The sequence below is a fragment of the Xanthomonas sontii genome, assembly GCF_040529055.1.
GTDB classification, from domain to species: Bacteria; Pseudomonadota; Gammaproteobacteria; order Xanthomonadales; family Xanthomonadaceae; genus Xanthomonas_A; species Xanthomonas_A sontii.
The window spans coordinates 3,102,324-3,115,617 of sequence record NZ_CP132342.1; the positions used below are offsets into that span (position 1 = coordinate 3,102,324).

Here is a 13,294-nt window from a genome sequence, read left to right on the forward strand (position 1 = left end):
CTCCCGGTGGGAGAAGGGAGGAGGGCTCTCGATGGTTGAAGCAGCGTCGCGCACGCTCAAGCCCCTCTCCCTGCGGGAGAGGGGTTGGGGTGAGGGTACGGCGCGAGGCGACTCGCGATGCAGGGCAGCGCTGGCTTTCGTTGTATGCGGCGGCACCCGTACCCTCATCCGCCCCTACGGGGCACCTTCTCCCGGTGGGAGAAGGGAGATGCGGTCTCGATGGCGGAAGCAGCGCCGTGCGCGCTCAAGCCCCTCTCCCTGCGGGAGAGGGGTTGGGGTGAGGGTGCGGCGCACAGCGCGCGACCGCTTGCATGTCGCACAAAAGGTTCCTTGCGCGCAGCACGCAGTGCGCCGCGTCTCATGTCGCAGTCCGCTCCATGGGGATGTCCGGACCTTGTGCGTAGAATCGGCGCATGACCAGTGCAGCCGACAGCAGCGAATTGATCAAGGTGGTAGCACTGCTCGGCGCGGCCGTGGTGGCGGTGCCGGTGTTTCGCAGGCTCGGCCTGGGGTCGGTGCTCGGCTATCTCGCCGCCGGCCTGGCGATCGGGCCGTTCGGCCTGGGCTGGTTCTCCGATCCGCAGGCGATCCTGCACGTCGCCGAATTGGGCGTGGTCATGTTCCTGTTCGTGATCGGCCTGGAAATGCGGCCCTCGCACCTGTGGAGCCTGCGCAAGCAGATCTTCGGCCTGGGTACCGCGCAGATCATCGTCTGCGCGAGCGTGCTGACCGGGGTCGGACTGGCCTTCGGCTTTCCATTGCCGGTGGCCTTCATCGCGGCCTCCGGCTTCGTGCTGACCTCCACCGCGGTGGTGATGCAGTTGCTCGGCGAGCGCGGCGACATCGCCTTGCCGGCGGGGCAGAAGATCGTCGCGATCCTGCTGTTCGAAGACCTGTTGATCGTGCCGCTGCTGGCGGTAGTGGCGTGGATGGCGCCGGTGCCGGCGGACGCGTCTGCGCCGTCGCGCTGGATCGGCATCGGTATCGGCGCCGCGGCGATCGTCGGCCTGCTGGCGGCCGGGCGCTGGCTGCTCAACCCGCTGTTCCGGCTGCTGGCGGCGGCCAAGGCGCGTGAGGTGATGACCGCGGCCGCCCTGCTGGTGGTGCTGGGCGCGGCGCTGCTCATGCAGCTCGGCGGGTTGTCGATGGCAATGGGCGCGTTCCTGGCCGGCGTGCTGCTGTCCGAATCGACCTTCCGTCACCAGATCGAAGCCGACATCGAACCGTTCCGCGGCATCCTGCTGGGGCTGTTCTTCCTCGGTGTCGGCATGGCGCTGAACCTGGCGGTGGTGGCGGCCAACTGGACGCTGATCGTCAGCGGTGTGCTTGCCTTCATGGCCGCCAAGGCCGCGTGCATCTACCTGGTCGCGCGGCTCACCGGCAGCGGCCATGCGCAGGCGCTGGATCGCGGCGTGCTGATGGCGCAGGGCGGCGAGTTCGCCTTCGTGCTGTTTGCCGCCGCCAGCGCTGCCGGCGTCATCGACGCGCAGATCAATGCCAACCTGACCGCCATCGTGGTGCTGTCGATGGCGCTGACGCCGCTGTTCGTGCTGCTGTACCGGCGCTGGGCACCGGTGGAGGCGCCGTCGATGGAAGGCGTGGATGCGGCCGACGGCCTCACCGGCAGCGTGCTGATCATCGGCTTCGGGCGCTTCGGCCAGGTCGCCAGCCAGTCGCTGCTGGCGCGCGACGTGGACGTGACCATCATCGACAACGACATCGAGATGATCCAGAGCGCGGCCAAGTTCGGCTTCAAGATCTACTACGGCGACGGCACGCGTCTGGACGTGCTGCACGCTTCCGGTGCGCACAGCGCCCGTGCCATCGCGGTGTGCGTGGACAACCGCGAAGCGGCCAACCGCATCGTCGAACTGGCCACCACCGAGTTTCCGCAGGCCAAGCTGCTGGTGCGCTCCTACGACCGCGAGCACGCGCTGGAGCTGATCGCCGCTGGCGTGGATTACCACATCCGCGAGACCTTCGAATCGGCGGTGGAATTCGGCCAGGCCGCGCTGATCGAACTGGGCATGGACGAGAGCGAAGCGCGCTCCATCGCCCGCGAGATCCGTCGCCGCGATGCAGAGCGGCTGGAACTGGAGATCGCTGCCGGCGACGTGCGTGCTGGCAGGGGCCTGATGTACGGCAACATCACCCCAGTGGTGCCGACCCCGACTCCGTTCACGCCGCCACGGCGCGAGAGCCGCACGCTCAATCCGGAAGGCGTGCCGGTCGAGCCCGGCGAGCCGCGTCGCGGCGATTAGCCACGGCAAGGCAGCATTGTGTGCGGTGCCCGTGTGGGAACCGATAGGGACTTGCGGCGAGCCCGCCGGATGCACCGTGGGAGGGACTTCAGTCCCGACGCATTGCGCTTTCGGAAGCACGCACCACTTTGCGCGTCGTGGCTGCATGACAGTCGACTCCCGCGTACCTTTCGAGTACCCCGCCCGAGCGATGCCGCCTCAGCGCAGGAACGCCTGCAGCGCCAGCACGTAGCCCGGATCGTCGCTGATGTCGTTATGGTCGGCCTGTGCGAAGGCGACCACGGTCGGATGCTGCGGCAGGGCCTCGAGCAGGGCATCGGTGCTGGTTGGCGGCACCACCTGATCGCGGCCGGCGCGCAGGATCAGCAGTGGGCCGCGATAGGCGCGCAAGGCGCGCGCCGAGTCGTAGCGATCGCGCAGCAGCCAGCGCACCGGCGCCCACGGGTAGTGCGCCTGCGCCGCCGACACCAGGCTATCGAACGGTGTGACCAGCACCAGTCGCGCCACCGCGCGGCGTGCCGCCAGTTGGCTGGCCACGCCGCTGCCCAGGCTGCGTCCCAGCACCGCGATCTGTGCCTGCGGCTGCGCGGCGCGGACGTGGTCGTACAGCGCCATCGCATCGCCGACCAGTGCGGTCTCGCTGGGCTTGCCGTCGCTGGCGCCGTAGCCGCGGTAGGCGAGCAGGTAGAGGCTGTGGTCGGGCAGGGCGGCCTGCAACTGCGCGCGTGCGAAACGCAGATCCTCGGCATTGCCGCCGAAGTACAGCAGCACCTTGTCGCGACCGGGATTGACCTGCCAGCCGCGCAGCTCCACGTCCGCGCCGCGACGCAGCGCGAAATCGGTCTGCGCCGGTGCCACCCGCGTGCCCTGCGGGAAGTACAGCAGGTCGCGCTGGCCCAGGTAGAGCAAGGCACAGACCAGCACATAGGCCGCGGCGAGAATGGCCGCCGCGATCGCGGTGTAACGCAGCATCGCGCTAGCCGTGCTTGCGCTGCGCCTCGGCGAAGGCGGCCAGTTGCTCAGGTGTGGCCTCGGCCTGGTGCTGCGCCTTCCAGTCGGCGAACGGCATGCCGTAGACGCGCTCGCGCGCCTGTTCCTTGCTGAGGTCTTCGCCTTCGGCGGCCGCCGCCTCGCGATACCAGTCGGCCAGGCAGTTGCGACAGAACCCGGCCAGGATCATCAGGTCGATGTTCTGCACGTCAGGGCGGACCTGATTGAGGTGCTGCAGCAGGCGACGGAAGGCGGCGGCCTCGATGCGGGTGGTGTCGGTCATGGCGGAATCGGGGACAATGGACATCCCCCGACTCTACACCCGCCCGCCCCGATGACCGATTCCGCGCCCGTCTCCTCCGTCCCGGCCCGCATCCTCGACGGGCGGCGCATCGCCGAAGACCTGCTCGACGAACTGAAGGCGCGGGTCGACGTGCGGCTGGCGGCCCGGCAACCGCGGCCCGGATTGGCGGTGGTGCTGGTGGGCGGCGATCCGGCCTCGGCGGTGTACGTGCGCAACAAGCGCCGCGCCGCCGAAAAGGTCGGCATCGAGGCGTTCGACTACGACCTGCCGGCGGGCACCAGCGAAGCCGAGCTGCTGGCGCTGATCGACCGGCTCAATGCCGATCCCAAGATCCACGGCATCCTGGTGCAACTGCCGCTGCCGGGCATCCCCGATGCCAGCCGGCTGATCCATCGCATCGATCCGCGCAAGGACGTGGACGGCTTCCATCCGGAAAACGTCGGCCACCTGGCGCTGCGCGAATTCGGCCTGCGCCCGTGCACGCCGCGCGGCATCGTCACACTGCTGGCGCACACCGACCAGCCGGTGCGCGGGCGCAATGCCACCATCGTCGGCGTCAGCAACCACGTCGGCCGGCCGATGGCGCTGGAACTGCTGATCGCTGGCTGCACGGTCAGCTGCTGCCACAAGTTCACCCCGCCGGAGGTGCTGCAGGCGCGGGTGCGCGACGCCGACATCCTGGTGGTGGCGGTGGGCCGGCCGGGGCTGATCCCGGGCGAGTGGGTCAAGCCCGGCGCGGTGGTGATCGACGTCGGCATCAACCGTCTGGACGACGGCCGCCTGGTCGGCGACGTCGGCTTCGACGCGGCGGCGCAGCGCGCCAGCTGGATCACGCCGGTGCCGGGCGGGGTCGGGCCGATGACCGTGGCCACGCTGATGCAGAACACGATCGAGGCCGCTGAGGCGGCTGGGAGTCGGGATTCGGGATTCGGGATTCGTTGAAGGCTGCGCGGGATTTGGGAATCGGGATTCGGGATTCGTTAAAGGCGGAGCAAAAGCGCATGCGCGGCCTTTCCGGTTTGCATGCGGGATCGGCAGTCCGTCGAGATCGCCCTGCTGAAAGACAGGCAAACGGCCTGACCGCGCAGGGCGCCGCCTTTGCGAATCCCGAATCCCGAATCCCCAATCCCCGCCCCAAATGCGTTAAAATGCCGCGCTTCCCCACACTCGGGTCCGCCGATGCTGCGCATCCAGGCTGAAGCTCTCACCTACGACGACGTCTCGCTCGTCCCCGCCCATTCGACCGTCCTGCCCAAGGACGTCAGCCTGGAAACCCGGCTGACCCGCGACCTGCGCCTGAAACTGCCGATCCTGTCGGCCGCGATGGACACGGTCACCGAGCACCGCCTGGCGGTGGCCATGGCCCAGCTCGGCGGCATCGGCATCATCCACAAGAACCTGACCCCGGCGCAGCAGGCGGCCGAAGTGGCCAAGGTCAAGAAGTTCGAGGCCGGCGTCATCACCGAGCCGTTCACGGTCGGTCCGGAGACCACCATCGGCGAGGTGCTCAAACTCACCCGCGCCCGCAACATCTCCGGCGTGCCGGTGGTCGACGGCAGCGAACTGGTCGGCATCGTCACCAGCCGCGACATGCGCTTCGAGAAGAAGCTCGACGATCCGGTCCGCCACATCATGACCAAGAAGGATCGCCTGGTCACCGTGCGCGAAGGCGCCAGCGACGAGGAAGTGCTGCAGCTGCTGCACCGCCATCGCATCGAGAAGATCCTGGTGGTCAACGACGGCTTCGAGCTGCGCGGCCTGATCACGGTCAAGGACATCCAGAAGAAGACCGACAACCCCAACGCCGCCAAGGACGCCGCCACGCGGCTGCTGGTCGGCGCCGCGGTGGGCGTCGGCGGCGATACCGAGCAGCGCATCGAACTGCTGGCCGCGGCCGGCGTGGACGTGGTCATCGTCGACACCGCGCACGGCCATTCGCAGGGCGTCATCGACCGCGTGGCCTGGGTCAAGAAGACCTACCCGCAGCTGCAGGTGATCGGCGGCAACATCGTCACCGGCGACGCCGCGCTGGCGCTGATGGACGCCGGCGCCGACGCGGTCAAGGTCGGCGTGGGTCCCGGCTCGATCTGCACCACGCGCGTGGTCGCCGGCGTCGGCGTGCCGCAGATCACCGCGATCGACATGGTCGCCGAGGCGCTGCAGGACCGCATCCCGCTGATCGCCGACGGCGGCATCCGCTACTCCGGCGACATCGGCAAGGCACTGGTCGCCGGCGCCTCCACGGTGATGGTCGGCGGCCTGTTCGCCGGCACCGAGGAAGCGCCGGGCGAGGTCGAACTGTTCCAGGGCCGCAGCTACAAGAGCTACCGCGGCATGGGCAGCCTGGGCGCGATGGAGAAGGGCAGCAAGGACCGTTACTTCCAGGACGCCTCCGACGCCGACAAGCTGGTGCCGGAAGGCATCGAAGGCCGCGTGCCGTACCGCGGTCCGCTCAGCGGCATCATCCACCAGTTGATCGGCGGCCTGCGCGCGACCATGGGTTACGTGGGCTGCGCCACCATCGAAGAGATGCGCACCAAGCCCAAGTTCGTCACCATCACCGGTGCCGGCCAGCGCGAAAGCCACGTCCACGACGTGCAGATCACCAAGGAACCGCCGAACTACAGGATGGGCTGACGCCCATCCGGGAATGGGGAATCGGGAGTCGGGAATCGATGAACCAGCGTCTGCACCGCTTTGCCCATTCCCGATTCCCCGTTCCCGATTCCCGGCCCCAATGACCAACATCCACAGCGACAAGATCCTCATCCTCGATTTCGGTGCGCAGTACACGCAGTTGATCGCGCGGCGCATTCGCGAACTGGGCGTGTATTGCGAGATCTGGGCGTGGGACCACGATCCGGCCGAGATCGCCGGCTTCGGGGCGAAAGGCATCATCCTCTCCGGCGGCCCGGAATCGACCACGCTGCCGGGCGCGCCGGCCGCGCCGCAGGCAGTGTTCGACAGCGGCCTGCCGATCTTCGGCATCTGCTACGGCATGCAGACCCTGGCCGCGCAGCTCGGCGGCGCCACCGAAGCGGCGGACCAACGCGAGTTCGGCCACGCCGAGGTCGAGGTGGTCGCTGCCGATGCGCTGTTCTCCGGGTTGACCGATCACGCAGGCGCGTCGCGGTTGAACGTGTGGATGAGCCACGGCGACCACGTGTCGCAGGTGCCGCCGGGCTTCACCATCACCGCCGTCACCGACCGCATCCCGGTCGCGGCCATGGCCAACGAGGCCAAGCGCTGGTACGGCGTGCAGTTCCATCCGGAAGTCACCCACACCCTGCAGGGCCAGACCCTGCTGCGCCGCTTCGTGGTCGACGTGTGCGGCTGCGCCACGCTGTGGACCGCGGCCAACATCATCGACGACCAGATCGCCCGCGTGCGCGCCCAGGTCGGCGACGACGAGGTGATTCTCGGCCTGTCAGGCGGTGTCGATTCGTCGGTGGTCGCCGCGCTGCTGCACAAGGCGATCGGCGACAAGCTGACCTGCGTGTTCGTCGACACCGGCCTGCTGCGCTGGCAGGAGGGCGATCAGGTGATGGCGATGTTCGCTGAGCACATGGGCGTCAAGGTGATCCGCGTCAACGCCGCCGACCGCTATTTCCAGGCGCTGGCCGGCGTCAGCGATCCGGAAGCCAAGCGCAAGATCATCGGCAACCTGTTCGTGGAGATCTTCGACGAAGAGTCGAACAAGCTCCGCAACGCCAAGTGGCTGGCACAGGGCACCATCTACCCGGACGTGATCGAGTCGGCCGGCAGCAAGACCGGCAAGGCCCACGTCATCAAGAGCCACCACAACGTCGGTGGCCTGCCCGAGCACATGAAGCTGGGCCTGGTCGAGCCGCTGCGCGAACTGTTCAAGGACGAAGTGCGGCGCCTCGGCGTCGAACTCGGCCTGCCGCGCAGCATGGTCTACCGTCACCCGTTCCCCGGCCCCGGCCTGGGCGTGCGCATCCTCGGCGAAGTGAAGCGCGAGTACGCCGAACTGCTGGCCAAGGCCGACGCGATCTTCATCGACGAACTGCGCAAGGCCGACCTGTACGACAAGACCAGCCAGGCCTTCGCCGTGTTCCTGCCGGTGAAGTCGGTCGGCGTGGTCGGCGACGCCCGCGCCTACGAATGGGTGATCGCACTGCGCGCGGTGGAGACCATCGACTTCATGACCGCGCACTGGGCGCACCTGCCGTACGACTTCCTCGGCACGGTGAGCAACCGCATCATCAACGAACTGCGTGGGGTCTCGCGGGTGGTCTACGACATTTCAGGGAAGCCGCCGGCGACGATCGAGTGGGAGTGAGGTGACCTCCTTCGTGGGCGGCGCTGGCTGATCGGCGCGCCCTGAAGCAGGCTTGGCATTTCGGTAGTGTTCCCGCTCGCCTTCCAGCATCGAGTCCAGCAGGTCGCTGTCCGTCAGCTTGGTACTGCGTAGCTCCAGCGCCTGATACGGCGTGTCTTTCTTCGAAGAACCTCCCGCACCGTCAGCCCGGATGCTGCGATCGGCTCCACAAGTCGCTTCCGGCTTGGAGGTGTCTTGAGGTATTCGACGACCTGTGGGTGTGCTCCCGCGTGGCGGATCAGAGCGAGGTGTTGCGCGAGGTGCCGCATTCCGGGTTGTGGCAGATCACGGCCTTCATGGCGCGGTCTTTGCCGCCTGGGTGGCTTCGACCGCGCCTGCGGCCGCCGCCAGTGCAGCGGCGGTCTGCGTATCCTTGCGCTCGCTGTAGCGGTCGACCAGGTAGTCGCTGCGGCCGCGCACCAGATAGGTGAACTTCACCAGTTCCTCCATGACGTCCACCACGCGGTCGTAGTACGCCGATGGTCTCATGCGGCCATTGGCGTCGAACTCCTGCCAGGCCTTCGGGACCGACGACTGATTCGGGATGGTCACCATCCGCATCCAGCGCCCAAGCATGCGCAGCGCGTTGACCACGTTGAAGGATTGCGATCCGCCGCAAACCTGCATCACCGCGAGCGTGCGTCCCTGCGTCGGGCGGACGCTGCCTTCCTGCAGAGGCAGCCAGTCGATCTGGTTCTTGAAGACCGACGACACCGCGCCATGACGTTCGGGGCTCACCCAGACCTGGCCTTCCGACCACAGCGAAGCGGCGCGCAGTTCCTGCACCTTCGGATGGTCCGGGCCGACGGCATCGACCATGGGCAGGTCGTGCGGATCGAAGACGCGGGTTTCGGCGCCGAAGTAGTCCAGCAGCCGTTGCGCTTCCAGTGCCAGCTTTCGGCTGTAGGACTCCGGGCGCAGCGATCCATACAGGATCAGAATGCGCGGCTTGTGCTCGGCATCGCCGGCGGCCAGGCGCGCGCGATCCGCTGCGGGCGCAAGCGTTGCATCCAGATTGGGAAGGTCCATGATCGATTGCCTGGGTTCATTAATTCTATTATTCTAAAATAATGGAACATTTGACCGCAACCAAGGCCTTGTCGGCACTGGGCCACGAGACCCGTCTGGCCATCTTCCGGCTGCTCGTCCAGGCCGGACCGGCGGGCAAGCTGGCGGGCGAGATCGCCAGCGCGCTGACCCTGCCGGGGCCGACCCTGTCCTTCCACCTGAAGGAGCTGGCGGCTGTCGGAATGATCCGCGCCGAGCAACGGGGCAGGACGGTCTGCTATCGCGCCGAGTTCGACACGATGACGCGTCTGCTCGATTACCTGACCGAGAACTGCTGTGGCGGCGACGTGCGTTGCGGAGAGGGACGGACTTGCTGACGCTTTGCCATTCGATGCGGGATGGCTGCGACATGAGCGTGGGCACGGCTCATGCGGCGCCGACGGCGCATCACCAGGCTGCCGCCAACCGTCGTTTCGGTCTTCTGCACATATCGAGGTGATGTCATGGACGTCGTGATCAGCCTGGCGCAGTTCGATCCGCAGATGGAAGAACTGCTGCAGTCTTCGGGGTTGCCGACCTCCGACCTGATCGCCGATCACGCGTCGCGACAGTTCCTTGCCGCGCGTCGGGGTGGGTTGGTCGGCACGGTGGCTGTCGAATTCCATGGCGAACATGGCGTGCTGCGTTCGTTGTGCGTCGCGGAGGGGCATCGCGGTGATGGCCTCGGGCGTCGGCTGGTTCGGGAGGCAGAGCGCCTGGCTGTGCAGCGTGAGGTGCTTGCCTTGTATCTGCTGACCACGACGGCGCAGGATGTGTTCGCCGCCATGGGCTACGTACAGTGCGACCGACGGCAGGTGCCGCCGCTGGTCGTGGCGTCGAGCCAGTTCGAACGCCTCTGTCCGTCCAGCGCCGTCTGCATGTCGAAGCTCCTGTGATCCAGGCGCTGCCTTTTCATCACTAAAGGAAGCCGGTGACCGTGACAGCGACCATCGTTTCGGCCAGTCCCGTGCATGCCCAGCGCATCGCGGACATCTACAACCACTACATCGCCAACACGTGCGTCACGTTCGAACTGGATCCCGTGACGTCGGCCGACATGGCCAGGCGCATTGCAGACGTCCAGAGCGTCGGCCTTCCGTGGCTGGTGGCGCTGGTGGGCGACGAGGTTGCCGGGTATGCCTACGCCACACAATGGAGAGCGAGAAAGGCGTACCAGCGTTCGGTGGAATCCACGATCTACCTGGCTGATGGGCATCGGGGGCGAGGGCTGGGCGCTGTCCTGTATGGCGCGCTGCTGGAAACACTGCGACGGCTGGAGTTGCACGTGGTCATCGGCGGTGTCGCTCAACCGAACGATGCAAGTGCCCGGCTGCACCAGGCGCTGGGGTTCAAGAAGGTCGCGCACTTCGAGGAGGTCGGTTACAAGCTCGGCCGTTGGGTGGATGTCGTGTACTGGCAGTTGCTTCTTCCAGCCGCGCCCCACGAAAACGCGCTCTGACTAGCGACGCTGGTAGACGACGCCCTGAACCAAGACCTGATCTTGCTCCGGCGCCTCGTCGAAACGTCGATGCGCTTCGGCAATGGCGCGTTGATTCTCGTTCGCCCAATGGACCAGCGCCATGACCGGCTTCAATAGCGTGCGTCCAAGGTTGGTCAGTGCGTAATCCACGCGCGGAGGGATCGTCGGATACAGCGTCCGCGTGACCAGTCCATCGCATTCCAGTCCGCGCAGGGTCAGCGTCAGCATGCGCTGGGAAATGCCGTCGATGCCACGCTTCAATGCGTTGAAGCGCTGCGGGCCGTTCGCCAGCATGGCGACGATGTAGAGACTCCACTTGTCGCCGATGCGATCCAGGATCTGACGCGTCGCCAGACAGCCGCCCGCATCAGGTGCAGGGACGTCGACAGGTGGGTCGATGTGACCAGGTGACATCCGGTCACGCGTGTGCCGGCACGGCGCTGCGCTTGGGCGGCGCATCGCCAGGACACGCCTCCCAGCGCAACTCGCCGGTGTAGCGCGACGCCATGCGGCCCTGGTCGTCCAGCGCGAACAGATGCAGCCAGCGATTGTCGAACAGCGCGCGAACCTGCGGATGGCGTTCGAGGATGTCGGTGATCGCGTCGGTCGGTGCTTCGATCAGCACCGACAGCCGCAACGGTTCGTGGATCAGCCGTTCGCCGTCGTGGACCGACTGCCAGGGGAGTCCGCCGCGCAGCAGGCCGCCGTTGCCCTCAACCACGCCGATGCCACCGGTGACGTTGTGCAGCAGCTTGTTGCCTGCGCCGAAGACCTCGGGCGCGACGGTCGAGCCGTAGTACTGCAGGCTGATCCAGCTGGCGACCACCACCGGGGCGGTCAGGATCAATTCCAGCACGCCGAAACCTTTGTCGCGCCGCCAATCGTAGTCGTGCAGGAAGGCGCGTCCCGCCAGGTCGCGTCCGGTCGTGCGCGCACGCGGCGCGGCGATGAAAGCCTGGCAGCCGGCCAGGGCCCATTCCGGGCGCAGCTCGGCCCAGTCGCGGGCGCGAGGCGCGATGTCCTGGCTCCGCTGCGCGCGTGGCAGGCGCAGCGCGCGCTCGCCTCGGGCCAGCGCGCCGGCGGCGTGCAACCAACGCGCCGCCTGGTCGAGGTCGGTGGCATGCGCGGGCGAAGCATGGTCGGCGCTGTAGAGCGTGACCGCATCGGTCGTGGTGTCGTGCAGGGCGCCGACGAACAGCGTGTCGGCGGGAATGGCGATGCCGCGCTCGGCGAGACCGACGCGCACCTCCGGGTCGTTGAGCAGCGCGGCGAGGAGCCGCGCGTTCACTTCGCCCGAGTAGCCGCCGCAGGCGCCGCAGTGCAGGGCGCTGGCATGCGGATTGTTGACCACGTTTGCCCCGTGGCCGGCGATCACCACAAGTCGCGCGAACCCAGTGGTGAGAGACATCGCGGTGAGGATGCGCGTGGCCATGGTCAGCCGTGTGTCGAGGTCGAGCGCCTCGGCCGGGCGCGGCGCGGGATCGTTCGGCGCCGAGTGCCGCGTCAGTCCCAAGCCATCGCGCAGCAGCTTGGCGACGTAGATCGGGCCGGTGGCCTCGACGAAGGCGAAAGAGGAAATGGCGGCCAGCTTGAAGCGCCCCCAGGCCCGCTTCGCGCGGGCCGCGATCCGCGCGGCGAGGTCCGCCTCGGACATCAATGACGTCGTCGCTCCCGTGCAGGTGTGCACCGCTGGTGTCAGCAGCACCGGAAGGCGTGCCTCGACCACGTCCGAAGCGAACCGCCGATGGCCGATGCCCAGCCCGAAGAAGCCGGCGAATCCGAGCGTCTGGATGCCGGCATCGAGGCTTTCCAGCGCGCGGCGGAACACTTCCGAGCGTACGTCGATGCAGAAGGCCATCTGCAACGTCATCCGGTCGGGGGCGACCGGGGCCGAGGCGGGCGCTGCAAGCACGCTGCCGAGCCGCCGCTGTGCGGCTCGTTCGGCTGCTTCCTGCAGGAGGCTGTCGACGACATCGTCCGGTGTCGCCGCCACCGGCGCGCTGTAGGCGTCGATGGCGCTCCGCCACTGCGGCGCGATCTCCGCACCGAACTTGCCCAGCAGGGCGGCTTCCCAACTGATGCGGATGGCGAGCAGATCGGTGACGCAGGCATCGGTTCCGCCGCTCAACTCCGCTTGCCAGAGCCGATACCGCGCAACCTGGCTCCAGCCGCCCAGCGTGGTCAGCAGACGGTGGAAATAGTCCTCCAGCGCGTCTGGCGCGAGGCCGAGGCGGGCGACGCCCTCGACGATCGCCTCTTCGGCAGTCGCTGGCGCGTCCGCCACCTGCTGTGCGAATCGGGTGAGTCCGGCGATTTCCGGTGTCAGATCGTGTGTCGCGACCAGCCGCCACGCGTTGTAGGCGCCGCCGGACTGCCCGGCGACCCACAGCGCCTGGCCCTGGTCGAAGTAGCTGGCGGCCCAGTGTCCGATGCGCTCTTCGACGATGCCCGGCCAGTCGACCAGCGACGCATCGCGTGCCAGATCGGCGACGGTCGGGATCGCCTGCGGGGCAGGGCGCGTGGCTTCGATGACGAGCTTCAGTGCGGACACGCTCGGCGGACGCAGCGCCGTCGGCGCGTTGTGCCAGGCCGCCTGTAGATCCTCTTCGGCGATGTCGCCGGACTGCAGTCGCTGCGCATACCAGGCGCGCGGCATGGTCACGGCGATGCCGGCGGCGCGCCGCAGCCGCGCCGCCGCGATCGGCAGCGGTTCGCCGGTCTGGCCGAGGAAGGGGTTGACCGCCACGCTCGAGGCGAGCGGCCAAAGCGGGGGAATGGCCCGCGCCGCACGCGCGGCGGCGGCGATGATCAGCTCGTGAGACAAGGACGGTGCGTCGGTGGTGGTCATCAACATGGGGGGTGTCCTGGCG

General features: G+C 67.9%; 12 protein-coding genes. 7 read left to right on the forward strand and 5 right to left on the reverse strand.

What is annotated here, in order from left to right:
* Nucleotides 1-413 precede the first annotated feature (413 nt).
* Nucleotides 414-2,261, forward strand: a complete 1,848-nt coding sequence (locus tag RAB70_RS13115; RefSeq protein ID WP_148829869.1) for a monovalent cation:proton antiporter-2 (CPA2) family protein — start codon at nt 414-416, stop codon at nt 2,259-2,261.
* A 198-nt stretch (nt 2,262-2,459) separates the two neighbouring features.
* Here RAB70_RS13115 and RAB70_RS13120 read toward each other — a convergent pair whose 3' ends face one another.
* Together RAB70_RS13120 and RAB70_RS13125 are read right to left on the reverse strand one after the other, a co-directional pair.
* Nucleotides 2,460-3,233, reverse strand: coding sequence for an alpha/beta hydrolase (locus RAB70_RS13120; protein ID WP_148829870.1), 774 nt, complete (start codon nt 3,231-3,233; stop codon nt 2,460-2,462).
* Nucleotides 3,234-3,237: 4 nt separating this feature from the next.
* Nucleotides 3,238-3,534 carry a DUF1244 domain-containing protein gene (locus RAB70_RS13125; RefSeq protein ID WP_043092094.1) on the reverse strand — a complete coding sequence of 99 codons (297 nt, stop codon included), beginning with the start codon at nt 3,532-3,534 and terminating at the stop codon, nt 3,238-3,240.
* A 51-nt stretch (nt 3,535-3,585) separates the two neighbouring features.
* On the opposite strand from RAB70_RS13125, the gene folD reads away from it, so the two are divergent.
* From folD to guaA, 3 genes are all read left to right on the forward strand, one after another.
* Nucleotides 3,586-4,497: a bifunctional methylenetetrahydrofolate dehydrogenase/methenyltetrahydrofolate cyclohydrolase FolD gene (folD, locus tag RAB70_RS13130; RefSeq protein ID WP_265531567.1), complete on the forward strand. Its 912-nt coding sequence runs from the start codon at nt 3,586-3,588 to the stop codon at nt 4,495-4,497.
* A gap of 237 nt (nt 4,498-4,734) precedes the next feature.
* Nucleotides 4,735-6,192, forward strand: a complete 1,458-nt coding sequence (gene guaB, locus RAB70_RS13135) for an IMP dehydrogenase (protein WP_017913745.1) — start codon at nt 4,735-4,737, stop codon at nt 6,190-6,192.
* A 100-nt stretch (nt 6,193-6,292) separates the two neighbouring features.
* The gene (guaA, locus tag RAB70_RS13140) at nt 6,293-7,858 is read left to right on the forward strand and encodes a glutamine-hydrolyzing GMP synthase (protein ID WP_148828990.1); all 1,566 of its coding nucleotides are present in this window, start codon (nt 6,293-6,295) and stop codon (nt 7,856-7,858) included.
* Nucleotides 7,859-8,191: 333 nt separating this feature from the next.
* Here the strand turns inward: guaA and arsH are convergent, their stop codons facing one another.
* The gene (gene arsH / locus RAB70_RS13145; protein ID WP_148828991.1) at nt 8,192-8,926 is read right to left on the reverse strand and encodes an arsenical resistance protein ArsH; all 735 of its coding nucleotides are present in this window, start codon (nt 8,924-8,926) and stop codon (nt 8,192-8,194) included.
* Between the two features lie 41 nt (nt 8,927-8,967).
* Here arsH and RAB70_RS13150 point away from each other — a divergent pair, with 41 nt between their 5' ends.
* The 3 genes from RAB70_RS13150 (at nt 8,968) to RAB70_RS13160 (ending at nt 10,403) form a co-directional block, all read left to right on the forward strand.
* Nucleotides 8,968-9,282, forward strand: coding sequence for a helix-turn-helix transcriptional regulator (locus RAB70_RS13150; RefSeq protein ID WP_148828992.1), 315 nt, complete (start codon nt 8,968-8,970; stop codon nt 9,280-9,282).
* 126 nt (nt 9,283-9,408) lie between these two features.
* Complete coding sequence (gene arsN2, locus RAB70_RS13155; protein ID WP_148828993.1) at nt 9,409-9,840, forward strand: arsenic resistance N-acetyltransferase ArsN2; 432 nt, start codon at nt 9,409-9,411, stop codon at nt 9,838-9,840.
* 41 nt (nt 9,841-9,881) lie between these two features.
* The gene (locus RAB70_RS13160; RefSeq protein WP_148828994.1) at nt 9,882-10,403 is read left to right on the forward strand and encodes an arsinothricin resistance N-acetyltransferase ArsN1 family B; all 522 of its coding nucleotides are present in this window, start codon (nt 9,882-9,884) and stop codon (nt 10,401-10,403) included.
* On the opposite strand, the gene RAB70_RS13165 is transcribed toward RAB70_RS13160, so the two are convergent.
* Together RAB70_RS13165 and RAB70_RS13170 are read right to left on the reverse strand one after the other, a co-directional pair.
* Nucleotides 10,404-10,838: a helix-turn-helix domain-containing protein gene (locus RAB70_RS13165; RefSeq protein WP_081616522.1), complete on the reverse strand. Its 435-nt coding sequence runs from the start codon at nt 10,836-10,838 to the stop codon at nt 10,404-10,406.
* 4 nt (nt 10,839-10,842) lie between these two features.
* A complete protein-coding gene (locus RAB70_RS13170; RefSeq protein WP_148828995.1) occupies nt 10,843-13,278 on the reverse strand; it encodes a YbcC family protein in 2,436 nt (811 codons plus the stop codon).
* Nucleotides 13,279-13,294 lie beyond the last annotated feature (16 nt).

Bases quoted from the DNA above. Each gene is read 5' to 3' on its own strand.
- RAB70_RS13125 (WP_043092094.1), bottom strand. From the start codon at position 3,534: ATGACCGACACCACCCGCATCGAGGCCGCCGCCTTCCGTCGCCTGCTG.
- arsN2 (WP_148828993.1), top strand. From the start codon at position 9,409: ATGGACGTCGTGATCAGCCTGGCGCAGTTCGATCCGCAGATGGAAGAA.
- RAB70_RS13120 (WP_148829870.1), bottom strand. From the start codon at position 3,233: ATGCTGCGTTACACCGCGATCGCGGCGGCCATTCTCGCCGCGGCCTAT.
- folD (WP_265531567.1), top strand. From the start codon at position 3,586: ATGACCGATTCCGCGCCCGTCTCCTCCGTCCCGGCCCGCATCCTCGAC.
- RAB70_RS13150 (WP_148828992.1), top strand. From the start codon at position 8,968: ATGGAACATTTGACCGCAACCAAGGCCTTGTCGGCACTGGGCCACGAG.
- arsH (WP_148828991.1), bottom strand. From the start codon at position 8,926: ATGGACCTTCCCAATCTGGATGCAACGCTTGCGCCCGCAGCGGATCGC.
- guaB (WP_017913745.1), top strand. From the start codon at position 4,735: ATGCTGCGCATCCAGGCTGAAGCTCTCACCTACGACGACGTCTCGCTC.
- RAB70_RS13170 (WP_148828995.1), bottom strand. From the start codon at position 13,278: ATGTTGATGACCACCACCGACGCACCGTCCTTGTCTCACGAGCTGATC.
- RAB70_RS13115 (WP_148829869.1), top strand. From the start codon at position 414: ATGACCAGTGCAGCCGACAGCAGCGAATTGATCAAGGTGGTAGCACTG.
- guaA (WP_148828990.1), top strand. From the start codon at position 6,293: ATGACCAACATCCACAGCGACAAGATCCTCATCCTCGATTTCGGTGCG.
- RAB70_RS13165 (WP_081616522.1), bottom strand. From the start codon at position 10,838: ATGTCACCTGGTCACATCGACCCACCTGTCGACGTCCCTGCACCTGAT.